The sequence below is a fragment of the Dysgonomonas termitidis genome (assembly GCF_054657735.1).
The window spans coordinates 1,568,204-1,594,110 of the sequence record NZ_BAAHYD010000003.1; the positions used below are offsets into that span (position 1 = coordinate 1,568,204).

At 39.3% G+C, this 25,907-nt stretch carries 27 protein-coding genes; 4 read left to right on the plus strand and 23 right to left on the minus strand.

The genetic code is table 11. The features are described 5' to 3' along the window. The first annotated feature begins 173 nt into the window (after positions 1–173). Both ACYQ3L_RS27245 and ACYQ3L_RS27250 read left to right on the plus strand, forming a co-directional pair. On the plus strand, positions 174–512 hold the full coding sequence (locus ACYQ3L_RS27245; protein WP_379994432.1) for a YegP family protein: 339 nt from the start codon (positions 174–176) through the stop codon (positions 510–512). A 157-nt stretch (positions 513–669) separates the two neighbouring features. Further along, the gene (locus tag ACYQ3L_RS27250; RefSeq protein WP_379994433.1) at positions 670–1,113 is read left to right on the plus strand and encodes a VOC family protein; all 444 of its coding nucleotides are present in this window, start codon (positions 670–672) and stop codon (positions 1,111–1,113) included. Between the two features lie 87 nt (positions 1,114–1,200). Here the strand turns inward: ACYQ3L_RS27250 and ACYQ3L_RS27255 are convergent, their stop codons facing one another. From ACYQ3L_RS27255 to ACYQ3L_RS27280, 6 genes are all read right to left on the minus strand, one after another. Beyond that, a complete protein-coding gene (locus tag ACYQ3L_RS27255; RefSeq protein ID WP_379994434.1) occupies positions 1,201–2,619 on the minus strand; it encodes an ammonium transporter in 1,419 nt (472 codons plus the stop codon). A 43-nt stretch (positions 2,620–2,662) separates the two neighbouring features. Then, the gene (locus ACYQ3L_RS27260; RefSeq protein ID WP_291112705.1) at positions 2,663–3,019 is read right to left on the minus strand and encodes a P-II family nitrogen regulator; all 357 of its coding nucleotides are present in this window, start codon (positions 3,017–3,019) and stop codon (positions 2,663–2,665) included. A 29-nt stretch (positions 3,020–3,048) separates the two neighbouring features. Next, positions 3,049–3,777, minus strand: coding sequence for a TorF family putative porin (locus tag ACYQ3L_RS27265; protein ID WP_379994435.1), 729 nt, complete (start codon positions 3,775–3,777; stop codon positions 3,049–3,051). A 480-nt stretch (positions 3,778–4,257) separates the two neighbouring features. Beyond that, positions 4,258–4,962 (minus strand): SAM-dependent methyltransferase, encoded by a 705-nt coding sequence (locus tag ACYQ3L_RS27270; RefSeq protein WP_379994436.1) that lies wholly within the window; start codon positions 4,960–4,962, stop codon positions 4,258–4,260. A gap of 8 nt (positions 4,963–4,970) precedes the next feature. Next, positions 4,971–6,467 (minus strand): phospholipid carrier-dependent glycosyltransferase, encoded by a 1,497-nt coding sequence (locus ACYQ3L_RS27275; RefSeq protein ID WP_379994437.1) that lies wholly within the window; start codon positions 6,465–6,467, stop codon positions 4,971–4,973. A 13-nt stretch (positions 6,468–6,480) separates the two neighbouring features. Further along, positions 6,481–7,995, minus strand: coding sequence for an ArnT family glycosyltransferase (locus ACYQ3L_RS27280; protein WP_379994438.1), 1,515 nt, complete (start codon positions 7,993–7,995; stop codon positions 6,481–6,483). Between the two features lie 260 nt (positions 7,996–8,255). Between ACYQ3L_RS27280 and ACYQ3L_RS27285 the strand changes: the two genes are divergently transcribed. After that, positions 8,256–8,966, plus strand: a complete 711-nt coding sequence (locus ACYQ3L_RS27285; RefSeq protein ID WP_379994439.1) for a transposase — start codon at positions 8,256–8,258, stop codon at positions 8,964–8,966. Positions 8,967–9,215: 249 nt separating this feature from the next. After that, a complete protein-coding gene (locus ACYQ3L_RS27290; RefSeq protein WP_379994440.1) occupies positions 9,216–10,589 on the plus strand; it encodes a methyltransferase RsmF C-terminal domain-like protein in 1,374 nt (457 codons plus the stop codon). Here the strand turns inward: ACYQ3L_RS27290 and ACYQ3L_RS27295 are convergent. From ACYQ3L_RS27295 to ACYQ3L_RS27375, 17 genes are all read right to left on the minus strand, one after another. After that, a complete protein-coding gene (locus tag ACYQ3L_RS27295; RefSeq protein WP_379994441.1) occupies positions 10,586–11,404 on the minus strand; it encodes a glycosyltransferase family 2 protein in 819 nt (272 codons plus the stop codon). The two genes, ACYQ3L_RS27290 and ACYQ3L_RS27295, sit on opposite strands and share 4 nt — an antisense overlap. Positions 11,405–11,406: 2 nt before the next feature. Further along, on the minus strand, positions 11,407–12,285 hold the full coding sequence (locus ACYQ3L_RS27300; RefSeq protein WP_379994443.1) for a glycosyltransferase: 879 nt from the start codon (positions 12,283–12,285) through the stop codon (positions 11,407–11,409). Positions 12,286–12,497: 212 nt separating this feature from the next. Beyond that, complete coding sequence (locus ACYQ3L_RS27305) at positions 12,498–13,451, minus strand: hypothetical protein (protein ID WP_379994444.1); 954 nt, start codon at positions 13,449–13,451, stop codon at positions 12,498–12,500. A 9-nt stretch (positions 13,452–13,460) separates the two neighbouring features. Beyond that, on the minus strand, positions 13,461–13,679 hold the full coding sequence (locus ACYQ3L_RS27310) for a YdeI/OmpD-associated family protein (protein WP_379994445.1): 219 nt from the start codon (positions 13,677–13,679) through the stop codon (positions 13,461–13,463). Between the two features lie 12 nt (positions 13,680–13,691). Then, positions 13,692–14,390, minus strand: coding sequence for a WbqC family protein (locus ACYQ3L_RS27315; protein ID WP_379994446.1), 699 nt, complete (start codon positions 14,388–14,390; stop codon positions 13,692–13,694). Positions 14,391–14,432: 42 nt separating this feature from the next. Continuing rightward, a complete protein-coding gene (locus ACYQ3L_RS27320; RefSeq protein ID WP_379994447.1) occupies positions 14,433–15,551 on the minus strand; it encodes a DegT/DnrJ/EryC1/StrS family aminotransferase in 1,119 nt (372 codons plus the stop codon). Between the two features lie 90 nt (positions 15,552–15,641). After that, positions 15,642–16,490 (minus strand): glycosyltransferase, encoded by an 849-nt coding sequence (locus tag ACYQ3L_RS27325; protein WP_379994448.1) that lies wholly within the window; start codon positions 16,488–16,490, stop codon positions 15,642–15,644. A gap of 102 nt (positions 16,491–16,592) precedes the next feature. After that, on the minus strand, positions 16,593–17,468 hold the full coding sequence (locus ACYQ3L_RS27330; RefSeq protein ID WP_379994449.1) for a glycosyltransferase family 2 protein: 876 nt from the start codon (positions 17,466–17,468) through the stop codon (positions 16,593–16,595). Further along, positions 17,453–18,241: a glycosyltransferase family 2 protein gene (locus ACYQ3L_RS27335; RefSeq protein ID WP_379994450.1), complete on the minus strand. Its 789-nt coding sequence runs from the start codon at positions 18,239–18,241 to the stop codon at positions 17,453–17,455. The genes ACYQ3L_RS27330 and ACYQ3L_RS27335 overlap by 16 nt, the downstream gene beginning before the upstream one ends. Continuing rightward, positions 18,238–19,254: a glycosyltransferase gene (locus tag ACYQ3L_RS27340; protein WP_379994452.1), complete on the minus strand. Its 1,017-nt coding sequence runs from the start codon at positions 19,252–19,254 to the stop codon at positions 18,238–18,240. Before ACYQ3L_RS27340 ends, ACYQ3L_RS27335 begins: the two co-directional genes overlap by 4 nt. Further along, entirely contained in the window at positions 19,221–20,159 is a 939-nt protein-coding gene (locus ACYQ3L_RS27345; protein WP_379994453.1) for a glycosyltransferase family 2 protein, read from the minus strand. Before ACYQ3L_RS27345 ends, ACYQ3L_RS27340 begins: the two co-directional genes overlap by 34 nt. Next, positions 20,147–21,010: a glycosyltransferase family 2 protein gene (locus ACYQ3L_RS27350; RefSeq protein WP_379994454.1), complete on the minus strand. Its 864-nt coding sequence runs from the start codon at positions 21,008–21,010 to the stop codon at positions 20,147–20,149. The genes ACYQ3L_RS27345 and ACYQ3L_RS27350 overlap by 13 nt, the downstream gene beginning before the upstream one ends. Positions 21,011–21,016: 6 nt before the next feature. After that, on the minus strand, positions 21,017–21,877 hold the full coding sequence (locus ACYQ3L_RS27355) for a glycosyltransferase family 2 protein (protein ID WP_379994455.1): 861 nt from the start codon (positions 21,875–21,877) through the stop codon (positions 21,017–21,019). Further along, positions 21,874–23,004 carry a glycosyltransferase gene (locus ACYQ3L_RS27360; RefSeq protein ID WP_379994456.1) on the minus strand — a complete coding sequence of 377 codons (1,131 nt, stop codon included), beginning with the start codon at positions 23,002–23,004 and terminating at the stop codon, positions 21,874–21,876. Before ACYQ3L_RS27360 ends, ACYQ3L_RS27355 begins: the two co-directional genes overlap by 4 nt. A gap of 9 nt (positions 23,005–23,013) precedes the next feature. After that, a complete protein-coding gene (locus ACYQ3L_RS27365) occupies positions 23,014–23,724 on the minus strand; it encodes a class I SAM-dependent methyltransferase (protein WP_379994457.1) in 711 nt (236 codons plus the stop codon). A 6-nt stretch (positions 23,725–23,730) separates the two neighbouring features. After that, a complete protein-coding gene (locus ACYQ3L_RS27370; RefSeq protein ID WP_379994458.1) occupies positions 23,731–24,999 on the minus strand; it encodes an ABC transporter ATP-binding protein in 1,269 nt (422 codons plus the stop codon). Positions 25,000–25,013: 14 nt separating this feature from the next. Next, positions 25,014–25,877, minus strand: coding sequence for an ABC transporter permease (locus tag ACYQ3L_RS27375; RefSeq protein ID WP_379994459.1), 864 nt, complete (start codon positions 25,875–25,877; stop codon positions 25,014–25,016). Positions 25,878–25,907: the final 30 nt, after the last annotated feature.

Genomic DNA, 25,907 nt, shown 5'->3' on the forward strand with positions numbered 1-25,907 from the left:
GTATATCCCTGAAGATATGAAGCCTCGTAAAATTTATTTTACGAGGCTTATTTTGTTTAGAGTATGTCTCTCTGAAAATTGTAAAATGATATATTGTGTGAAAAAATATGAAAACTGAACTTTTTGTTGTAAACTTGCGTTATCCTAATTATAAACTTTTAAAACAAAACAAAATGGGAAAATTTGAAATCAAGAAGAGAAAAAGCGGTGAATACCAGTTTGATCTTAAGGCCGGTAACGGACAAGTAATACTGACAAGCGAAGGCTATACAACCAAGGAAAATTGTAAAAACGGAATTGAATCTGTAAAGAAAAACAGCCAGGTAGATGCCCGCTTTGACAAGCTGGAAGCAAAGAACGGCAAACCGTATTTTAACCTGAAAGCTACTAACGGACAAATTATCGGTACAAGTGAAATGTATGAAAGTATAGCCAGCCGTGACAATGGTATTGCTTCTGTTAAGAAAAACGCTCCTGATGCAGAGGTGGCAGACCTGACGGTGGAAAAATAAAGACCGGACATTTATTATATGTGAACGAAGATCCGATGAGGGGTCTTCGTTTTTTATTTTCATTTCCTATCTTTAAAAAACGGTGCCGCTTTTTTACACAAAAAAATTGTAGCTTGTGGCTACTTTTGCATATGCTACTAACAATAAAATGAAAACTATGAAACTAAATGGTATCAGACTATTGGTAAAAGATTTTGACGAGTGCTTCAGGTTCTATTCCGAGATGCTTGGACTGGAAGTAACCTGGGGTGAAATTGGCGGACAGTATGCCAGCTTTAGAGTAAGCGATAGTGAAGGCCTCTCAATTTTCCCTTCCGACCTAATGGCTCCGGCTGTAGGCAATACAGACTTGCCGTTACCGGAAAATAGCAGGGAGAAGATTGCTATAATTCTTGAAGTGGATGATGTGGATAAAGCATACAAAGAACTTTTGTCGCGTGGCGTGAAGTTTATTAATGAGCCGACCGATATGACAGGCTGGGGTTGTCGTACCGTACATTTGAGGGATACAGAGGGTAATTTGATAGAATTATATGCAAGCTTGCCTTTAGATAAATGGGACCAGGATTTGTTGGATGATATGAAAAAGTTTGAAAATTAATTTCAGATTGCAGGATATAAAATGAAAAGCGGGAATAGACAAGAATCTATCCTCGCTTTTCTCTTCGTGTTTTTATAGTATAATGTTCTATTCGTTTTCGCTGTAAGCATACTCTCCATGCTGGGAGATATCGAGACCAACAGCCTCTTCTTCTTTGGATACCCTAAGCCCGATTGTTTTGTTAACGATGAAGAACAGGATGAATGTAAGTGCCGCGCTGTAAACAACCGATGCGCCTGTCGCTACCACTTGTATCCAGAGTTGGTTCCAATCACCGTATAAAGCACCCTGTACACCTTCGGGCCCGGTAATTGCCTGTGTGGCAAATACACCTGTAAGGATTGATCCTACGATACCTCCTACACCATGTACGCCGAATGCATCCAGGGAATCATCATATTTCAGTTTTGGCTTCACATAAGCGACCATGAAGAAGCACACCAGCGCGGAGATACCTCCGATGGCAAATGCACCCGGCACGTCGGCTGTTCCTGCTGCCGGAGTTATTGCTACCAGTCCGGCTACTGCTCCGGTACAGAAGCCTACGATAGTAGGTTTTTTATACAGGAACCATTCCAGTGACATCCATGCTACTGCTGCCACGCAGGTAGCCAGATGCGTTACAAGGAATGCATTAGCGGCAAGTCCGTCGGCTGCCAGCCCGCTACCGGCATTGAATCCGAACCATCCCAGCCATAATAGTGCCGTACCGATGAATACGAATGGAATATTGTGCGGTGTGAACGGATGGCCTATTGTTCTGTACCCCTTGCGGCGTCCCAGCATAAGGGCCATTACTAAAGCCGAGATACCGGCATTGATGTGTACAACAGTACCTCCGGCAAAGTCGATGGCGCCCATCTCCTGGAGCCATCCGCCTCCCCATACCCAGTGAGCCATAGGGTTGTAGACAATGATAGACCAAAGGATGATGAACACGACATATCCCGAAAATTTGATTCTTTCGGCAAAGGCGCCAATGATAAGCGCGGGAGTGATGACTGCAAACATACACTGAAACAAGGCAAACAGTATTTCGGGGATATTTCCGGCTGTGAGGGTGTCGAGGGTGAGGCTGCACAGGAATACTTTATCCCATCCTCCGATTATTGCCCCTAAGGCGCTATCAGACTCCATAAAACTTGTGCCGAATACCCAACTGTATCCGAAAGCTATCCATAATATACTGATAACGCCTGTTATAAAGAGACATTGCATAATAATACTCAAAACGTTTTTCTGACGTACCAGACCTCCATAGAACAGGGCTAGTCCGGGTACTGTCATCATCAGTACCAGTACGGTGGCGACTATCATCCATGCCGTATTTCCTGAATCCAGTGTTGCAGGGGCTTCTTCTGCGGCTACTTTTTCTACAACGGCGGTTGCTGCCACCTGTAAAGAATCTGTACTTGTAGCCAGGGAATCTTGTGCTATTACGGCTGTGGGGAGAGTCAGCGAAGCGAACAGCAATATAGTTATATACTTAAATAATCTTCGTTTCATATTTTCTTGTTTTTACCTTAACCAAATTCTTATAACCAAATCTTTATTTATCTTCATCTTTATCGTACAACGACTCGTCGCCGTGGTCGCCTGTACGTATGCGTATCGACTGTTCGATACTGGAAACGAAAATTCGCCCGTCACCGCTTTCTCCCGTATATGCCGCTTTTAAAATTGCATCTATTGATTTTTCCACATTGATATTTCTCACTACAAACGAAATATATATGCGGTCTATAGCATTTACATCATATGCTATTCCTCTGAATATTAACCCTTGGCGGGCACTGCCCTGCCCTTTTACATCCCACCACGACAGAAAGTCTATGTCTGCTTCGTGCAGGGCGGCTCGAACCTCATTGAATTTTGATTTGCGGATAATAGCTTCGATTTTTTTCATATTAAATAATAATTATAGAGTGTTTTTATTTACTTGATGGAGATTCCGAATACGAAATGGATGTCTTCTACAGCCGGATTAGCTATTATATTAGCAAATACGGGTAAAGAGAATGAATCGTTAATCTTGATGCTTTTGGCTGCACTTAATGCTATGGATGTAAACTTAAATCCGGAAGTTGGATATACAGAACTTTCCCAAGGGGTGAACCCGGCGGAAATGCCCATATCTACACCTTTCACCGAAAACGGGTAGGCTAATTCTATATAAGTAGAGTAGGAATTGTCTCCATTTTCTTTTTTATTACCTTTTCCCAGTAAGAATGTATTCCATGTGAGGCTCAGCGGGAATGCTTCAGGTAATGTATATCCTAATGTAGCTTCCAGATAATGTCCGGCAAATCCTTCGTTAGGACTGCTGAAATAGCGGTTGGCACTTTCCCCGTCCCACCAGTAGTCGGTAACCGCTACTTTAAATCCGCTTTTCTCATAAGCAGCGGTGAAGTCAACTTCCTTTTTCCCTTCACCGGCCAGGTCTGTAGAGCCCCATGCACTTAGGCTGAATTCGGCTACACTGGCACTGATTCCGGGTTGTACACTTGCGCCGGCCTGTTTAAATCCCCTCCATGCATAAGAACTGACCAAGTCTGCCCCAAAATCGACTTCAATTCCCGATTGGGCTTTGATTTGGACTGTTGATAATAAACTGGATAGAATGATGACCAAACAAACTTTTTTCTTTAAAGTTGAAATTTTCATAATCAAAAATATTTAAAGATGTTAAAAATGTCTTTTTATTCTCTTTTTGATTAGAAAAATGGTATTGGAGTATCCTTTTTGATATTTATATTGGCAAAAGTATGTCAAAATATTTTAATGCGCAAATTTAATGCGTGCAAATTTGAAAAAAAAGTTTCCGATGGTCATTTTGTGTGTTATATTGTTTGTGAAACAGTGGTATTTGTGTCTGTTGGATATATTTTATCTTTTTTTGCCGGTCAAAATGATTATTGTGTTTTTTTGAATTTTTTTTATCTATATAGTGAAATAATTGTGCAGGCTTATTCCTTTTTTTTGAAAAGGTGGAAGAGGTGTTCGGAACAGGTGGTAAAGTAACACGTGCGAAAAGTGAGAAAATTGTCACCATTGTTACCTTTTTTTGAATGGATGGTTGGTGATGGACTGTCGAAGTTGTTGGGTGGCCGGCCCGGATGGCGTTTTACCGTTAACTGTATTGGATTACTTATATAAAAGAAAAATGCAAAGTTGTCTGGCCATATCCGGCAGTTGTTTAGTCCACTCCTTTACGGGCAATGTTTTTATATACTCGCCTTCACAGGTAATATTCATTGCTATGCAAAGCTTTGTCGAAGGCGCGCAGTGTTTGATAATGTCCTCTGCCAGCTTTTGATTACGGTAAGGAGTCTCTATGAATATTTGGGTTTGATGGTCGTATTGAATAAAGTGTTCCAGTTGTTTGATTTTCTTGATGCGTTCCGCACCATCTACGGGCAGATATCCCTGAAAAGCAAAGCTCTGGCCGTTGAAGCCCGACGCCATCAGTGACAGAAGGATAGATGACGGGCCTACCAATGGCACCACTTTATAGCCTTTTCGCTGGGCGATGGCGACAATATCACTCCCCGGATCGGCTACGGCTGGACAACCGGCTTCGGATATGATGCCGATATGAAAGCCATTGGTTATCGGTTGCAGGTAATTATCTATATGCCCGGGTTTAGTATGCTTATTCAGTTCATAGAATGTGAGTTCGTCTATATTGATATTGCTATCTACCTTCTTTAAGAAACGGCGTGCCGAACGGATATTTTCAACAATGAAATATTTTATTTGCAGTATTATTTCCTTATTATGGGGTGGCAATACTTGTTCTATGCTGGTTTCTCCCAATGTAACGGGGATAAGATATAAGGATGGTTGCATGCTTCTTGTTATTTTAGTTTATAGAGGTAATATTTGTCGCCTGTATTGCCGATGGTAGATACTACTTCGTAGTTTTCGTGCAGGGCAGAAAGCTGATCGAAGTAAGAATAATTGAGGGCGATTTCGGCAAGAATGATAAACTGTACCTTTTGTTGCTCTATATATTTAGTTTGTTCATCCCGCATCACAGGATATATGTCGTATTCGAGGTTAGGGGATATGAAATATTTGACGTTCGGGATAACATTGGCCTGTGTAAAGACAGAGTTGCCAAGATCGAGGCCCAGATTCATCAATGTCGGGCTCTTTTCCTGTTTCACTATTTGTGAAAACCTGGACATATCGAAGCTGTATTCTTTTTTACCGGAAAGCTCGCTAAAATCCATACCGAAGAATTTTCGCTGCTGAATACCCATGTACAGGGCAAGGATAATGAAAAGAGCGTAATACTTCCACGATGGAGCAGGAACTTTTATATAGCGGCAAATAACGATAGATCCCAATAGTACGAAGGGGTACAGGGGAACAGAGTAATAGTCGATATAATAGGACGAAATGAAAATGACTGTATATGTGGCTGCGAAGGACAATGTGACAGATACTTTACCTAGACGGGTTTTAATATATTTCAACGGAAACCATATAGCTCCGATGAGAATAATTAGAAACTCGAAGTTGCCATATCGTATCTGTTGGTAAAGGTAAGAGAATAACCTTTCTAATATTTCGCCTATGCTGCCGGGATTCGAGTAACTCTTATTCAGGACAATATAGGTACTCCATGCATCTTGCAAAGCGTTGTTGAAGATGAAGTAAAGAAGAATAGGCAAGGCGATGCCGGAGAGCCCGAGCAGAAACGCCACGGCGTTTTCCAACAGGTTACGATATTTCTTTTGCAGTATTATGTTGATGAATATGAATAGTATAGGGAAAGCCCAGAATGCAATCAGGTTGATCTTGATAAAGAGTGTCATTGAGCATAGCAGGCCGTGTATAAGCATGTGGACGGGCTTATGATCTGCCGCTGATCTATCTTTGAAGTAAAGGATAAAGAGATAAAGGCTTATGACTTCAAATACGGTAATGAACTCATCGGCCGATCCTCCGTTCAATGTATGTGAGAGCATCAGAGCCGGGAGGAGCATAGCTGCAAAAAGGGCATATATTTTATCGAGATACAGTTTTGCTGTGAGGTAGGCGGCGGATACCATCAATATCCACAGCAGGCACTGAATAAAGTACATTCCCAGAAAAGAGGTGTTTGAGAGCAAATATCCGATTCCGTAGATAAAGAAGATAAGCGGGCCTTTGTGGTCGAATACATCCACATAAGGCACTTGCCCGTGAAATATTGCCTTTCCTATATTGAAGTATAGGTTTACATCTGCCCATTCGTTGATAGGATAAAGGGGGGACATCTTTGAGCAGAAGAACAGGAGAATGATGGCATACAAAATAAGTATGACGAAACTTTTCTTCTCTTCTTGTATTTGTTTCTTTATCATTTGTCTGTGCGGTTTAGTCTTTTCGTTTGTATAGGAAGTAAGTAGACTTTCCGTTCTCTTCAAAGGTACTTACAAGCATGTAATTTTCCAGAAGGGCAGGCAAAGACATATAGTAATCGTAGTTGAACGAAGCTCCCGACAATATGATGAACTGTACTTTCTTTTCTTCTATGTATCCTGTCTGTTCGTCCCTCATTTCGGGGTAAATATTGTAAGGCAGATTGGGCGAGATAAAGTATTTTACGGTCGGCATTATATTGGCTTTGGTAAAGATACCTGTTGTGGCATCAAGTCCCATGCACATGAGAGTAGGGTTCTTTTCTTCCGATATTATGCCGTAGAACTTATGGAAAACGCCGTTGTCTTCTTCCTGTTGTCTGAAAATGACTTCTTTTGGCTTGCCGAAAAAGCCTTTGGTCATGATTCCGCATGCAAGAGCTACGAGAGCAAAAAGCAGGTAGGAATACCATAGGGCAGGTATCTTAATGTACTTGCGCAGTATATCGAGGATAGCGATTATGCCTGTTATACAGAAAACGTAATAGGGTATGGAATAGTAGAAAACATAATTGGCGGGCATGAATATGACTGTGTACAATGATACAAATGATAGTATCAGTCCCATCTTACCCCATATATTTCCTATATACCTGACAGGGAAGTACAGCGCACCGATGAGTATGATTGCAAATTCGTAGTTATCATATTTCAGGCGTTGGTAGAAGCGTATAATCAGGTTCTCCATGATGCGGGCGAAATCGCCGAGCTGCGCATATGTCCTGTTCAGTGTAATATAAGTATCCCAGGCATAGGAGAGCGCTCCGTTTATCAGGAAATAGATAACGATAGGCAAGGTTACAATCAGTACCCCGGCCAGGAATGCAGCTATATTCCGGAGCAGGTTCTTATATTCTTTTTTCAGCAGTATATTGGTAAATACGGCCAGCAGGGGAAAGAACCAGAAGACGACCAGATTGAGCTTTATAAATAGCACAATGGCGCACATAATGCCATGTACAAGCATATGTGAGGGTTTGTGCAGAGCAGCGTCTTTATTCTTAAAGTATCTGATGAACAGGTAGAGACTAATGACGATAAATAACGTGATAAATTCTTCGGCCGAACCTCCTTCCGATGAATGCGAAAGCATCAGGACAGGGAAAAAGAGCGCGGTAATGAAGGCATATATTTTATCGAGGTATAATTTTCCTATAAGGTAGGCGGTAAATGTCATGCCCACCCATGCAAGGGATTCGATGAAGTACATGCCTATAAAAGAGTCTTCCGAAAAAAGGGAGCCGATACCATAGATGACAAAGATAAGCGGACCTTTGTGATCGAATATATCAGTATATAGTGTTTGTCCGTGAAACATCGCTTTACCTATATTGAAATAGAGGTTTATATCCGACCAGTCATTGAACGGATACAATGGCGACATCAGCGAGCAGAAAAAGACAAGAAGGAAAGCGTATATGAACAGAACAATAAATATGCCCCTGTCATCAGATATCGTTTTCTTTATCATTATATATAAATTGAAATCAGAGGCAAAAATAGGAAAAATATTACTGATAGTGAATTGTTTTGCTTATTCAATCCGGAATTAAATTTATAGAATTGAAGTATACGTAAATTTAAATGTTCTATTTTTTAATCATATAAGCGTTCTTTGCAAAAACTTTTATCATCCGGTTCAAGCCGGCCGGCGCGTTAGAAAAACAGAACGATTTTATATTTCGAATCATTATAAAATCCAAAGTCATTTATCTATACCATAAAAACCTTATGGCAAAGTATAGTGAAGAATCAGTAGAAAAAATCGTATCCCTGATAGAGGATGATTTTTGTTCGGTGGCTGAAATATGCAGGGTAATGGGTATCAGCCGTAAAACATTTTACAGTTGGAAAGACACGAAGCCCGAACTGGCGCGGGAAATAGCAAAAGCTGAGGATCAGCGGGAGGAAAGAACTCGTCAGATGTTGTATTCGTCCCTGAAAAAACGGCTCGACGGCTATATTATGGTTGAAGAAAAAGAAATTTACCTGCCTGATGCCCGTAATCCCGAAGGAGTATCGTTGCAATCGAAAACGATAAAACGGAAGAACTGCCTGCCCGATCTGCGTACCATAAAATTGCTGTTGGACAGGCAGGATAAGAAAAGCTCCTCCCGGACTCACCAAGAGATGGAGAAAGCTGGGAAAGAATATATGACGGAGATTGAGCCCGAATCCCTTTATATGCCGGAGGAGCCGGAGATTGATCCTGTGTGTATCACAGCGGAGGCGCCACATGTGGAAGATGATATGGAACAGGCCACAGCAGAGAATGACGATGAAGGTACTGGCGAGATCGATGAAGCAGAAATGAATGAATATTTTGAGCGAATGGACAAGGCGTTCGCAGCCCGTCAGGAAATAAAGCGGAAACTAACCGCTAATAATAACCGGAAGACTGTGAGTCAACAGAATAAAAGGAAAAAGAAACGTAGAAAATGAAAGATGTAACAGGTGAAAAAAAGTGGAAAAAGTGTTACCTTTGTTACCTTTTTGAAATAGTTACAAGTTACTTCGCCCTTCGGGCAGTTACAAGTTACGAGTAGACAAGATACGAGATACAAGATACGGGAATTCAAGTTGATGACTGCTAACTGTTGACTGATATCTTCTCAGGGGGAGGCTGCAGGGAGGTTATAAGTAATATCTGATGTTCCCTCTTTGTGGGCCGGGGAACCAATAACTGAAAAAATGAATTTACCTGATGATTTTATAATACGGACCAAACCGCTCTTGAGAGAAGAATGGGACGAGTTTGTCGCAGCATTAAGCAGTGATTCGCCAACAAGTATCCGTTTGAATAAAAAGAAACGGAAAAAAATGTCCGGAGCTAAAGTCCCCTGGTGTGATACAGGTTACTATCTCGGCAAACGGCCGCAATTTACGTTCGATCCGTTGTTTCATGCGGGATGTTATTATGTGCAGGAAGCGTCTTCTATGTTTGTAGGGCAGGCGTTGAGTCAGTATGTTGAGGGAGATGCAAGAGTTTTGGACTTGTGCGCGGCTCCCGGTGGCAAATCTACTCTGATAGCCGATTTATTAAGTGGGGATAGTTTGCTGGTATCGAACGAAGTAATCCGTTCACGGGCAAATATCCTGGCTGAAAATATGACTAAATGGGGTAATCCGAATGTTGTGGTAATAAATAATGACCCCGCCCATATAGGCAAGCTGAAAGGTTTCTTCGATATTATACTTGTCGATGCCCCCTGTTCGGGTGAGGGTATGTTCCGGAAAGATGAGGGAGCAATATCCGAATGGTCTGTTGATAATGTAAACTTATGCAAAGAACGCCAGCAGCGGATTTTAGCGGATATATGGCCTGCATTAAAACCTGACGGGTTATTATTATACAGTACATGTACCTATAACCCGGAAGAGAATGAAGAAAATGTAGAGTGGATACGCGATGAATTAGGAGCAGAAGTATTGCCGGTGGATATACCGGAAGAGTGGGGGATAAGCCCGTCTTTTGCGGAGGGTATCCCTGCCTGCCGTTTTTTTCCTCATAAGACGGCGGGGGAAGGTTTCTTCTTCGCTTTATTGCGGAAGCAGCGGGAAGAGGGTGTCCGTACCGACTTCAGAAGGAAAAGGAATGAGAAAAAGAACAGGGTGGAATTGCCTGACCGGTATAAAGATTATATTTTGGATAAGGAGCAATTTGTGTTTTATCCGAAGGGGGATTCCTGGTATGCCTTTAAGGAAGAACTGTATAATGATGTCTGTATCTTAAATTCCGGTTTGAATATTGTATCGGAAGGTATCTGTTTGGGAGAGTTTAAAGGAAAGGATTTTATCCCCGCGCAATCATTGGCTTTGAGTAATAATCTGAATATAGAAGCTTTCGATACTTACGACGCGGATTGGAAAACCGCGGTAAGCTATCTGAGAAAGGAAGCCCTGATATTACAGGATATGCCGAAAGGCTATATTCTTTTGACATATAAGGATATGCCATTCGGATTTGTAAAAAATATAGGGAACCGTGCCAATAACCTTTATCCGCAGGAATGGCGCATACGTTCAGCAAATATACCCGAAAGCGAAGTGAATGTGGTGGATTAGCCCTTTATGAAACCGAAGATACGCCCGATTTTGCAGAATGCACGGAACCCGTTGTATATCCAACGCTTAGACTTCATTATATCGGTGACAAAGCCGTTTTGTTCGAGGTAATAGAGCCGTTCCAGTTTCCTGACTGCATTTTCGTTGAGGAATTCACGGCAGACTTTCAGTTTTTCAGGATATATGACACTGCCGCCAATCCGGGTACTGAATCCTTCCATATTGTAGATGACGATAAATGTGTCTACATATTTTACCGGTAGCTGGTCGATCCCTATTCCCTGAAAGAATAGTTTCCAGTCGGCGACTACCCGCAGGCTTTCGTCGTACAGTCCATATTTTTCGAAATTGCTGCGATGGATAAAGAATGCCTGATGGCAAAGGAATCCGGAAAACAGTTCGTAGATGGCCATATGCCAGTCACGTTCTTTGTATGAGGCGTCTGCTTCCAGTTTGCCTTTTTGCTCCATATAGAAGCTGCCGCAGATGAAAGGGTCGTGCGGGTCACCGGAAAAGACTTTTTCCAGTGTGTCTTTTTCATATAAGGCATCGCCGGAGTTCAGAAAGTACAGATATTCGCCTTCGGCTTGCTTTATGCCTTTGTTTTGAGCGTTGTATATGCCGCTGTCCTTTTCACTTACCCAGTATGATATCTTATCTTCATATTTGCGGATAAGGTCTATACTGCCGTCAGTGGACTTGCCGTCGATGATGATAAACTCATAGTCGGTAAATGTTTGTGAAACAACACTGTCGATAGTCTTTTGCAGACCAGCTTTGTCATTCAGGTTTATGGTTATAATGGACAGTTTCATATTTATTTACGTTGCGATTCTATAAGGAACGGATTGATAAAGGATAATTTCTGAAACAAAGTGAGAACAGCAGCGGCTTTTCTCAGGCTGTAGCCCCTGGCATAGTATATCTGTATACGGTATATCCTTTTTATGCGATCTTTGACAGTCTTTTTATACATATGACAGGTGTATTTATCGAATTCATGCAATAAATATACCATCCATGCGGTTTGGTTTAAGGGTTTCAATGTGGATGACATCCCGCCCAGATGCTGCCGGTACACTGCCATATATTCAGGCAGGAACTTGATTTTGCCCGACAGGGATACAATGAGTTGCAGGGCATAGTCACCGTTCTTTACGGTGTAATACCAATCGGGAGCTTTATGTGCGTCTTTGCGGAAAAGGATAGAGGCGGTGAGCAATCCCCAATCCTTGCTGATGAGATCTTCCGTTGTCAATACATCCCGCTCCATTTCTATATTTTCGTCCAGGACGCCGCACAGCAGTGTATAGGTCTTATGCGAACACAAGGTGAAACCGGGATTGGCTTCCATAAAGTCTACCTGCTTCTGTAGTTTATATGGATCGGTCCAGTAGTCGTCACCATCGCAAAGAGCAATGTATTTGCCTTGTCCGGAGTTTATATTGTTTATCCAGTTAAGCATCATGCCCTGATTGGTTTCGGCTAACCTAAGGCGGATAATGTCGGGGTATTTCTTCTGATATTCAATGCATATGGCCCGTGTGTTATCTGTGCTGCAATCTTCGCCGATAACCAGTTCGAAGGGAAAGGTTGTTTTTTGCATCACTATTCCTTCAATAGCTTCAGCTATAAACTTCTCATGATTGTAGGTAATCATGGAAACGGAGACCAATATATCTTTTTTACTGTCCATTTTTTACAGAATTATTTACTAAAGGAATGTTAGATTACAGTCTTATTGCTTCTTTTATATCATTATTTTTTTAGCATATTTGGGAATGAGAAAGAAAGACAAAGATACAAGGTCAAAAAATCTGCAATTTACAGCTCTGGTCACTGCTGCATTTGCGGCAGCTTTGATTGTACTGCTAATACTCATCTGGGCTCTTGTCCTGTAATCCTTTTTTAAGAACGAATCACTTTTACGATTCTTCTCATATCCTCCTCATCGTACCGATGATCACAAGGTAAAGGTAAAAGATAATTTACAATCCTGTATTCGGCCGAATCTTTCTCTACCAAGTCCAGTGTCGCTTTCCAGTATGTCGAAACAAAGATCTTATTATCTATCAGCTTTTTTCTCAGGTCCGGATCTTCCGAATAGAACATATAGCTGAGTGGACAGGTATCTTCGGGGAAGTTGTCGAACTTATATATATTATCTTTACCTAAGACAGAATGCAGGTACTTAAAGTTGCTTATCTGCCTTTGTTTCAGATTTTCGTAATCTATATTCGCCAGCAAGGCATTTGCCAGATTAGACATCCTCTTTACCGGCTGATTGATAAGGCTGGCGCAATAGTCCAGATAATCCTGATAGGCTGCGCCTGCATTCCCATATTCGATACGCTTCATCAGGTGCGTCATATGCGGAATGGCCATATCCTGCTCGAATACTTCATCCAGTAACGTATCTGTATAAAGGTACGCGCCGTCGGGCAGTCCGAAAAACTTGCGTGGAGAGTAGATTGTATCTATCCCTTCGTATGGCCTGGAATAGAATGCATGGGTATTATCCACAATGAGTTGTTTGCCGAACTTCCGGACCAGTTTTTCGACAGTATTGCATTTGATCCCATATATGTCTGAATAAAGGAATACTTCATCATCAGCCAGTTCCTTTCCGAAAACCGGATCTATATTGAAATCAACAGAGTAGAATTCAGATTCGAGGCCTAATTTCTTTATAGGCTCCCATATTACCTCCGAATTGAGATATGGAATATATATCTTTTTATACTTCTTTGCTTTCAAAATATATTCGAGGCAATTACGGGCAGTATTCAGCTGCACCGCTCCTTTGTGATAATGCTCACCTTTACGGAGCTGAAGTTCGAAGTATCCGCCTATTTCTTTCATCCGATACAGTTATGTTTTGAGCGTTTTCTGTTTGTTTTTCAACATAATTAAAGCCTTTCCGGCTCTTACTTCCCGTGTTGCCTGTTGTTTGGCTCCGCCTACCCAATCACAATATCCCCGTTTATATCCATCTGTAAGACTCTCAAAGAACTCCTTTTCTTCATTATTATCATTAAGAAGTTTAACGAGTTCTTCCGGTACAATGATTTCACCTTTACTCCTTTCCATATATAAGTTGGATTATATTAATTTATAATTATCTAATATTGCAGGTATATCCTCTAAAGAATTGAACATCATTACATCCAATACGGAAAGCCAAGGTACAAATTCATTTGCAAATTGCTTGTATTCAATCGGATTGGAAGAAATAAAATGCAGGTTTATATTTTCTTTCTTAAATTCTTCGGGAGAATACAATTCCTGCCCCCCGGTTGCATTATAATAATCCGTAGCTTTCAACTTCTTACAGATTGCAATCACTTTATCCTGTCCTTTTAGTGAATGATCAATGTTGAGAGAGGAGGATATAATTATCTCTGTATTAATTCCCAAATATCTGCATATTTCCCGAACAGAATTATCTATATAGTGAAACAGATTGGTATCGTTGTAATTGACGATTCTCTCGATTAAAGACATTACCGATTCAAAATAAGGAGCTTTCCGGTAAGATTCTCTTATTTGATTTAATAATTTCTTTTTATCGAAACCAACTGATAAACATCGATCTTTGACATCCAGATAATCCGAATCTTTTTCCAGCGGAATAGTAATCATCAAATCTTTGCCGTTTTGCAGAATTCTGTTTCTGTTAATCCAGCCTTTCTTAGTATATTGGATATTATCGTAAATTACATATTTGTCGACAGCATTCAATAATTGGAAATATCCGATATACGGCAGAAAATACGGCTGCATTATTCCCAGTTTCATCATTTAGTTACAAGTTACGAGTTACAACGGTGTGCACTCAGTATTTTATCTGGTTGCAAATTGTTTTATTAAATCACAGATTTTTCGTACTTCATCAAATTCCAGGTTGGCATATATCGGAAGGCACACAATTTCTTTCGAAACCTGTCCGGCTACCGGAAGATTTCCTACGCTTGCGGATGGTAACCCTTTGTATGTAGGGAAATCACTGATAAGCGGATAGAAGTACCGTCGTCCGAAAATATCATATTCCTGTAATTTGAAATAGAGGTCATCACGGCTCATACCATATTCTGCCGTATTGATCCGCACAGGATAATACGGGTAGGTGTGTTGTACACCTTTGGCAACTTCCATGTAAGATACTCCGGGAATATCTTTCAACAGACTATCATATAGTTTTGCCAGTTCCAGGCGTTTGGCTATATAGCCGTCTACGTATTTGAGCTGGAGGGAACCATAAGCGGCCTGCAGTTCATTCATCTTCGCATTGATGCCCGGTTCGATGACGGTGGTTTCGTTACGGAATCCAAAGTTCTTGAGTAAGTCGATACGTTGCTTGGTCTTTTCATCCTGGCAAACGATCGCACCGCCTTCAATTGTGTTATATACTTTTGTGGCATGGAAACTCAGTATTGAAAGGTCGCCCCAGTTCATCACCGATTGCCCGTCTTTTTTTACAGAAAAAGCATGGGCCGCATCATAGATTACCCGCAGACCGTATATATCGGCAATACGTTGTATTTCCTCTACATTGCAAGGATTGCCATATACATGCACAGGCATGATCGCTGTAGTTTGCGGGGTTATGGCTGCTTCTATCTTTGCCGGGTCTATATTGTAATATTTATCGTCGATGTCCACAAATACAGGCTTGATATTATTCCACCAGAGGGAATGGGTGGTTGCTACAAAGCTGAATGGCGTGGTTATTACTTCTCCCGTTATACGCAGAGCCTGTAATGCCGTAATGAGTGCCAGTGTACCGTTAGAAAATACCGAGATATATTTCACCCCGAGGTAATCGGCCAGTTCCTGTTCGAATTGTTGGTGAAAAGGCCCGTTATTAGTCAATATCTTATTGTCCCATATCTGTTGCAGATAAGGGATGAATTCATCCAATGGCGGCAGAGCCGGTTGTGTTACAAATATTTGTTTGCTCATAATTTTACAGTTACGAGTTACGAGTTACGAGTTACAAGTCTTGGCGGACAGGTTACAAATAAACAAGTTACTCAATTTATAATTTATAACTCATAATTTACGAATTATTTTTCGGATAAATTCCGGGGTAATACTTTTTATACGTCCACGTAGCGATTTGTCTCCATAGAGTAGTATTTCCAGCCTTCGTTTATGTTTTGTAAAAGCCTCTGTATATTTATAATTGAAGTATCTGTCGTATTCGTTTATAAATTCTATGATTCGCAGATACTGTGTTTTATTATCCATTTTCGACCATTGTCCGTTGTCGTGTATGCGGTAAGCGGAAGTAACATCTTTAAGGTAGAGTAAAGGCCCGAATTGTCCCATATACATACCCAGCATCCAGTCGGCAATCTCCATATCGAACAGCTTGGGATCAAGATTTCGCACATATTTACCTCTGAAAACACAGCATGACAGGTTACCTATCTTATTTCCCAGGGCGAGTTGTTCGATTGTAATAAGCTCGTAATCATTGTTACCTGTCCAGTCGAATATTTCTTCTCTATCTTGATCTATAAACAGTCGTAAATGCCTGTTGTAACTCATCGAAGATTCTGCGTGAGCATCGAGATGGTCTATATGATTTTGTATGTGATCTGGTTTCAGCCAATAATCATCTCCTTCCATGATAGCGACATAATCACCCGTACAGGCGGCAAAGGCTTGCCGGTAATTTTTATTATAGCCTACATTATGGGGTTTTTGAAGGTATGTGAATTTGAACCCGGTTTTATTTTCGTATTCTTTTATGATATCTACCGTGTTGTCGGAAGAACAATCGTCAGCCACAATGATCTCCACATCATGCACAGTCTCCTGCATCAGTATGCTTTCGAGCGTCTGAGGCATATATGCAGCCTGATTATATGTTATGAGTATGACGTTTATCTTCATTATAGGTAAAATAACGTGTTTAATGATGCATTCTTATAACATAACTACCTGTTGTGGTTATATATATCAAAGTAATAAACAGGTCTGTAACCTTAGTTTGTATTAGTCCTTTTCCCCGGAAAAAATCCTTCGGAATACTTTCCTTATGTATTTGACGGGAGATAAAAAAAAGTCTCCTATCTTATATTCTATCGAGTTCTTATATAAATTGGCTTCCCATTTATAGTAGGTTGCTTCAATATGGTCTCTTATCGGATTGAAATATTCAAGATACAAAGGTAGGTGATTCCTGAAGATTTGAAGTAATAGTTTTTCATTTTTTATACTATCTATCAATGTGGAACGAGAAATGTCCTTGATTCGGTATAGGTAGTGGAAATCATCTAGCTTCACAACTTTGTCCTCCGGTTTTATCAATGATAGATAAAAATCCCAATCTTCCAGCCCTTCAACCATGTTTATGTTGTAACCATCTGTCTCCTGGAAAGCACTCTTTCTGAATATTGCTGAATTATGTATCTGGTTCTCTTTCAGCATTTGGGGAAAAGAGAATGCTGGTTTTATTAGCTCCTTTTCTATATTTCCGAACAAAAGAGTATTACTATATACCAACTTGGTCTCAGGCATCGCGGAGAACACTTCCATCGCCCTAGAAAAGTAATGGGGACCTATCTTATCATCAGCATCCAAAGGAATGATGAATTCTCCTGTGGAGTGAGCTATGCCAAAGTTGCGGGTATCAGACACTCCGCCATTTTTCTTCCGGAAATAGATGAATCGCTGATCTTTCCTGAGCCACTCATTTGCAACGTCCTCTGTATTGTCCGGAGATCCGTCATCAATAATAATACATTCCCAATGCGGGTATGTCTGGCCGATCAGAGATTGCAGGGCTTCGGATAGATATTGTGCCTGGTTATAACAAGGGACTATCACCGAAATAAGCGGATTGTGTATCGTATTTATAGTTTCAGCCATTTTAATAATCCTATCTTTTTAAGAAATTGAACACTGACTGACTTTTTTAGTTTATATAGTTCCTGCTTTTTTTCCATCCAGTCTTTGTAGATGGTATTGTATAAGGGATAAGTCAGGGCTATATGCATGTCCCGTTCTTTTTCCAGGAGTTTCCTGTTTTGAAAGTCGGAACTAATCCCGTCTATATAAAATGTGGAAAAACACTGATTTATATGTTTATACTTACAGTTGAGCGAACAAATGGCATCGATAAAGAAGGCCCAATCGGACGCTATCTTTTTTTCTTCAGAATAATAGCCATAATCGATCAGTCTCTTTCTTTTGATAAAAGAGGCTGTATGGGGTAAAGTATCTTCAGCAAAATATTTGAAATCCGGATTGTCCGGATAGGTTTTAATATAGGCGTTGCCGTTTGTTTCGGCGATTTCGAGGTTGTAATAGATTATATCCTCTCCAGATGCGAGCTTCTCTATTATAGAACTCAAATCAGTATTTCCCATGATTGTATCGCCGCTATTTACAAATAAGAGATATTCCCCTGTGGCTTTCCGTATTCCTTTATTCATGGCATTATAAATTCCTGTATCGGGTTCGCTGACCCAATATGTTATCCGGTCTGCCTGCTTTTTTATAATATCTACACTGCTGTCGGTAGAACTACCATCAATAACAATATATTCAAAGCCGGCGTTTCTTTGACATACAATGCTTTCGATTGTCTTTTGCAATCCGGCAGCATTATTGAAGTTGATTGTTATGATGGATAGTTTCATTTTATTGCAAAGTTTTCACGACCATATTTCAAATAAAATTGAAATATAGCACGAGAATTTGCATCTGTAAGAAATTTGGCATTACCAAAGAAAAATGCTTTTTCCCAAGACAACTGTGATTCAATAGCTTTTCTGTTTCTGGAAAGAACTATCCACAAGATATTTTTCACACTTAACTTAAATATACTACTCAAAAGTTTAGTCTTTGAAACATGTAGATACTGATTGGCTATCATATAATTGTTTAATACGTAAGTCCCTGAATACGTAAATCCTTCAAACAGCTTCTTTTTATATTTCCATGTCAGTCTGTTATGGGGAATGAAATGCTTAAAACGTAATTCCTGGCTGTAGAATAGATGGTATCCCATTAACAATATACGTTGGGATATTTCCGAATCATCACCTGAGGTCAATTTCTCCTCACTTCTGCCACTCAATAACATCGGATATGTCACATCAAATATTTTGATTAATAAACTTAATCGAGTTACCATTCCTGCTCCCCATAGATATCCTTTTTGCGAAATATCGCCACTATCTTTGTCTTGCTTTCCTACAGCATATCCGTCACTAAAATCTTCAAACCAATCAGGGAAATTAACATCACTAACTGCTTCTCCTTGTCCGCCTAATGCCCCTATTTGAGGATTGGTCTCCATGATACGAAAAGCATTTTGCAAGTAATCGTGGTGCAGCCAGTTATCGTCGTCGCAGAACAGGACATATTCATATTGAGCCATAGAAACGCCTTTTCTTCTTGCATATGTTTGCCCTTGTTGCACTTCCTCAACAATGGAAAAACCCGCCTTTGTATTTTTGTATTTTTCCCATTCGGAATAAGCTACAGTTTCCAAATTATCTGTTGAGGCATTATTTATGATTATCAATTCCCACGAAATATTATCATCTACTTCTTGCAAAGCAATGTGTCGGATAGTCTCTGGCAGTCTGGCCGTACTGTTATAGCAACAAATAATTATCGAAATGCCCTTATTATCTTGTTTTTGCATGAGTATAAAACATTTTTTATTTTTAAACACACGAATTTATTATTTTTTACATGCCGGATATCAATATAGTTGCTAAATTTCTGATCTATTTCGGCAATTTTGTCGCTTGGCAAATTCACTCTTTTTAATGTAAAATTATCATATTTCGCATGTAATGCATTTTTTAATTCACTCTTTTCGATATATCCATTCTCATAAAAGGATTGTAAAACATCAAATTCCTCCAAATAATTAAGACCAGAGGAGTAGGCTCCGCCACTTACATCGGCAACATGTTTTCTGAAGAAATTCAAAATCTTACCACTGATGAAAACTTTTCCCTGTGCTGCCATTAATCCCCAAAACAGCCAGTCACCGCAAAACTTGTAATTCGTATAAATATGGTTGTTTATTGCATCAAAATACTTTTTTTTAAAGATCGCCATACTGGCGTTAAATACTGCATTTCTATACAATAAATGGCTTTTTATAAACATTCGCCCTTCAACCGAATTCTCTAAATAATCTTCTTTCGAAATCCATTTAATCTCGTTTTCAACTATATAATAGGATTGAACAAATCCAAAAGTAATTTGCTCGTCAGCATCTAAGGGCGGTATTAGTGTTTCAACGAGTGTTGATTCACACCAATCATCACTTTCAGCAATCCAGATATATTCTCCTTTTGCCAAATCAATACCTTTACGCCATTGTTTGAATGGAGAACCGGAATTGGTTTCATTATAAATAATATGACTTATATGCGGATTTTTCCTGTATACTTCGATTATATCCCGGCTATTATCTGTTGAACAATCATCCAGTATTATCAGTTCGAAGTCTTGAAAAGTTTGATTCAAAATACTGTCAATGCGTTGCTTTAAGAAAGGCGCATGATTGTAGTTGGGGAGGATTATTGAAACCATTTTTTATCAAATATGCGTTTGAACGAAGAATGCAATACTTTTAGAATCTTGATAGGCATAAAATTTTCGTATCGATAAACCTTATGTGATAAGGCATTATTGCATGATATTAACCAATCATTTACACTTAGTACCTCTTGATATGTACCAAATTCCTTTATATAAATATCTAAATGCTTTTTTTGTACATACACATTGATTTTTTGTCGTTTATTATTATCTTTTTTGAGGAACTCTATCATTGAATTTTCTTTTATTCTGTAATAGAACCCGATATACGGAAGTTTCAGGACTTCTTTTTGTGTTGTACTAAGTAAATGTATCCAGAATTCCCAGTCTTCCCAACCATGAATCAAATTGATATCATAACCTCCGATTATAGTCCAATCTTCTTTTTTATAAAATGCAGAACAGTATATCATATTTGACTTCAAAATATCTCTATAATTATACTCTGGTAGATTCCATTTGCCTTCCTTTTCTCCAAATAAGAACGCATCTGCATATATAATTCCAATATCAGGACTGTATTTTATAGCGTCAAGAGCTAATGATATATATTCTTTACCAATTTTGTCGTCTGCATCGAGGGGGAGTATCCATTCTCCTTCAGCCATATTTATTCCTGCATTTCTGGCAGAACTTAATCCTCCATTTTCTTTTTTCAAATATTTAAACCGGCAGTCTTTATCACACCATTCATGAGCGACAGCTTCGGTATTATCTGGTGAGCCATCATTTACTATTATGCATTCCCAATCGGGAAAAGACTGATCTAATACGGATTGTAATGCTTCCGGTAAATATTGTGCCTGATTATAGCAGGGGACTATGACGGAGATTTGTGGCATAATAATTTATTCTACTTCTTTACGACTTTTGAAAATACTATTTATTTTATGTAAAAGTTCATTCAGTTTTTTATATTTTTTCAATCTCCAGTATTCTTTGAAAAGGGAGTCATAGTCCATCTTTGAAACAAATGAGTCTAAAAAAAGGTTCTCGATATTTATATTTCGCCTTTTGGCTGTATTTATATTGACGACCCATCTCCAATAGTATGCTTTATCTATATTGTTGGTTGTAGATATTCCGTTTTCATGTATCCTATATAAATATAGAGATTTATCCCAATAGAATGTTCTCCCCGCATCATATAGTTTTAAATATAAGTCCTGATCTACAGCCCTTCTCTGATAAGGATCTATACCATCTGTGTTATCATATATTTCTTTTTTAAATGTGCAAAAGTGAGAAATTTCCCCTTCAAGATTAAAAAACATTGGTTGGAAAGGAATGACGTTCCGACCATGTGTGTATTCGCTCTTAATATTCAAATTCTCATCACAATAAAATAATTTTGAATGAATTATAGAATAATCTGGCATTTTGGAGTGGAGGCTTACCATATCCATTATGGCATCAGGAGTTAAAGCGTCGTCAGGGTCAAGGAAACCGCATATTTCTCCGGCAGCCATTTCCACGCATTTTCTTTTGGTAAATCCGGCTCCCTGATTTTCACTATTGTAGTATATTTTTATACGCTCATCATTTTTTAATTGATTGTATATCGTAAATGAATTGTCATCTGAATGATCATCCACGATTATAACTTCCCAATTGCTATATGATTGCCTGTAAACACTCTCCAGGGCTTCTGCAAGGAAGCGGCCGTTGTTGTAATTGGCTATTAAGATTGAGAATAGAGGCGGATTCATGCGTTGCAATTTTTATTACAGACTTGTTCTATTAGTGTATTCAACTTCTTTAAATGCATATTCATACTGAAGTTTTCCATGATGTTTTTTCTTCCAGTCTCACCCATTTTAACGGCTTGCTGAGGATTTTCCAATATCCATATCATTTTTTCTGCCATCTCTTCCACATCATGTTCTTTTACCAGTAAACCTGTTTCACCATCGATAATCACATCTGGAATTCCGGCATGTATGGTCGATACAACAGGGAGTGCAGCGGCAGAGGCTTCCAAAATAGCTACAGGAGTACCTTCCATATCTCCGTTCGAAGCAGTTACCGAATGTTGTACATATCCCTTTACTTTAGCATAATAAGGCATTAAGTCTTCATGTTTGCATTTACCAAGAAAGCGGACGTTTGAATGTATCTTTAGATAATGTGATAAGTTGATGCATGCATTGAATAATGGGCCTTCTCCCGCGATATATAGTTTCGCATCAGGATATTTCTCTACTACCTTTTTGAATGCCAGAATGGTATAATATGGCGCTTTTTTATCTACAAATCTGCCTACTGCAAGGAATGCATTCTCTGTATATGCAGGAGTCTGATCGAAAAAAATGTCCTCAGGCCCATATGTTATGTATTCTAATTTTTCGGGAGGACACCCAAGAGATAACAACCGGCTATACATATATTTGGATACTGCTATTATCTTTGACGCATATTGGAACATCTCTGGATACAGGTCTTTGTATTCTTTAAGAATATCCGTCACAGATGCATCATATCCATGAAAATTTACGATTAAAGGTAATTCCAATTTTTTGCAGACTTTCATAACAGCAACACCCGAAGGTCCGTATTCGGCGTAAACGATATTTATTTCGTGTTTTCTGAAAGAATTAATTAACGCTTTTTCTTTCTCTGTATATTCCGGTTTTTTTCTGAGGATTTTTTCTTTTATATAGCGGATTATTCTCTCTTTTTTATTTAGTCCCAGCAAAGCTTCTTCTTCCAGAAAGACAGGAAGATATCCTCCATAATAAAACTTGACATTAGCATCAAAATATTTTTTATGATTCTGAATAAATGTTTCAGAATATGCGTTCTGGTTCGGAGATATGAGAGCTAAATTTATTTTCATTTTGCATACTTATTTTTGCGCTGATACAAATAGGTTTGTAATCATCAAACTTTCACGAAAATGAGAAGAAGGAGTGTCCTTTTTCAATAAATACTTAATTACAGGTTTTAACAAAATTGATAAAATATTCCTTTTTTTCGGAGACAATCCACTTCTTCTGACCCATAAGCCCAACATTTGAGCAAGACTTGCATGCCAGCCACCTCCTGCATAAATTTTAATGTCATTGAATCCGGCGTCTTTTAGAAGTCGGTTTAATGCGAAAGGAGTATATCTGTATTCATCATGCGGCGTCTCATGTAGAGGCCATAGAAATGGTGTCGTAAGAAATAGAAAGCCATCTTTTTTTAGTACTCTTTTCATTTCTTGTAATATAAGCTCTGGTTCGGGGCAGTGTTCCAAAACTTCAGTAGCCATAAGAGTGCTGTAACTTTCATCATCGAAAGGCATAGCCTTGCCATCCCATGTATAATCGGGTTTAACAGCCTCGTTATACACTATGGCCGTTTCAATATCTAATCCGATATATTTATTGATTTTGCTATTTTCAAGAATATATTTGCGATAAGGCATTTGCCCACAACCTACATCCAGTAATTCTCCTTTGAAATAAGGTAAACTGGATTTTAGTGCGTTGAAGATAGATGAGCGGATAAAATACCTGTCTAAATTGTCAGTAGTGAAAGGTATTTTTATAAAATTATCATATTTCTCAACCATATATCTTTAATTTATCTTTTCTATCTCCCAATAGGCGTCTTCTACATAAATAGCATTTCGTTTTCCCCAATAGTAGTCTCGAACCTCTTCAAAAATTTTGACTTCAAATGGGACAACATTTTCAAGAGTTTCGAATTTTTCTCTGGAGATTCTGTCAGAGTAATGAATAATTAAACTATAAGTATCTGGATATAGATGACTAAAGGGAATAACCGAGCTTAATCTATATGTTCCTTTTTCATCTCCAAAAGGAATCTCTTCATGCATATTTAATATATGAGTAACTGGGATTCCTTGTGAATTAATTATCTGATATGAAACAGCTGCTGATGGTATCTTATGGGGAGTGTATACGTCAATAACAATTTTCATAGGTTTCCCAAATTGCTGTATGTTACTTGGATGAGACGTAATGCATTCAACCTTAACAATATTTGGTTTATCTATTTTAGGATTTGCTGTATATACAAGTTCTCCAGAATTATTTAATGATAAATATTCTTGAATTATATTTTTTGTATTATCGATTCTATGTATTTTTCCGTTCACTAATAATACACAGTTGTTCGTTAAAGTAGATACCGATTGCATATTATGGCTCACAAACAACACCGTCCTCCCTTCTCCTCTCGATACATCCTGCATTTTTCCGATAGCTTTCTTCTGAAATTCGGCATCCCCAACAGCCAGTACCTCGTCAACTACCAGTATTTCAGGCTCAAGATGCGCAGCGATAGCAAAGCCCAAACGCACCATCATACCCGACGAATACCTTTTTGCCGGAGTATCAATATACCTTTCCACCCCCGCAAAAGCAATGATCTCATCGAGTTTTTCCGTTATTTCATGTTTGGTCATACCCATGATGGTGCCATTCATGTAGATATTTTCACGTCCGGTTAGTTCGGGATGAAAACCTGTTCCTACTTCCAATAATGAAGCGATCCTCCCTTTTGCTTTTATGCATCCGGTAGAGGGTGTCGTTACGCGCGATAATAATTTCAAGAGGGTGGATTTTCCGGCTCCGTTTCGTCCTATAATACCAACTACATCCCCTTGTTGCACCTCAAAATTTATATCCCTCAGCGCCCATACATATTGTCCTGTAGCTTTGGAACTTCTGTCATTGGCCTCACCTATTTTCAGGTATGGGTCTTCTTTGCCCCTTACAAGATGCCACCAGCGGTTGAGGTCGTGGCTGATAGTTCCCGTACCGACCACCCCAAGACGATATTGTTTCGATACGTTTTCAAATTTTATTGCTATATCTGACATTTTTCGTTTTTTTATTATACGACATCTATAAAGTTCCTCTCAACTTTATTAAAGACTCCCATTCCGGCGATCATCACTACCACCGTAACACCGAAACTGTAACTGAGTGAAGCCCACGAAAATTCACCCGTTCCCATAGTGGCAAACCTGAATGTTTCAACAATAGGGGACAACGGATTCAATGCTATAATCCACTTATATTCGCTGTATCTCTCCGACATGACCGATAAAGGATACACTATGGGGGTTATAAACATCCACAGAGATACCAGAAAACCAATAAGAATACCCACATCCCGGTACTTCGTGGTCATTGAAGAAATGATAATCCCAGTACCGATGGCAAAGCATGCAATCATCAGTATTAAAAGTGGAACCAGCAATATATATATATTAGGTGCGATACTTACGTCTTTAATGTATATATAATATAAATACATCACAATGAATGTTGCTATCTGAATGGCCAGTTTCAGCATCGTAGAGATTGCACCCGAAATGGGTACGACCATCCGGGGAAAATATACTTTGCTGAAAACACCCGCATTGCTAAGGAATGTGCCCTGAGCCCTGCCTAAGCACTCAGCGAAATAGTTCCAAAGCAATATCCCCGACATGTAGAATAGGGGTTGAGGCAAACCGTCTGTCGGGATATTTGCTATACCTCCGAACAAAAACATATATGTGATGGTCGTAAACAACGGTTGGATGATGTACCATAAGGGTCCTAGCACTGTTTGTTTGTATGCAGTTACGATGTCCCGGTGTATATACCTCTTTATGAGGTCTCTATACTTCCATATCTCACCGATATTCAGGGAAAAATTGTTTTCGCGAGGCTTTATTACAATATCCCAATACCCTTTCTCCGATTTCATTTAATATGATTTTTGTTTGTGTTCTACTGC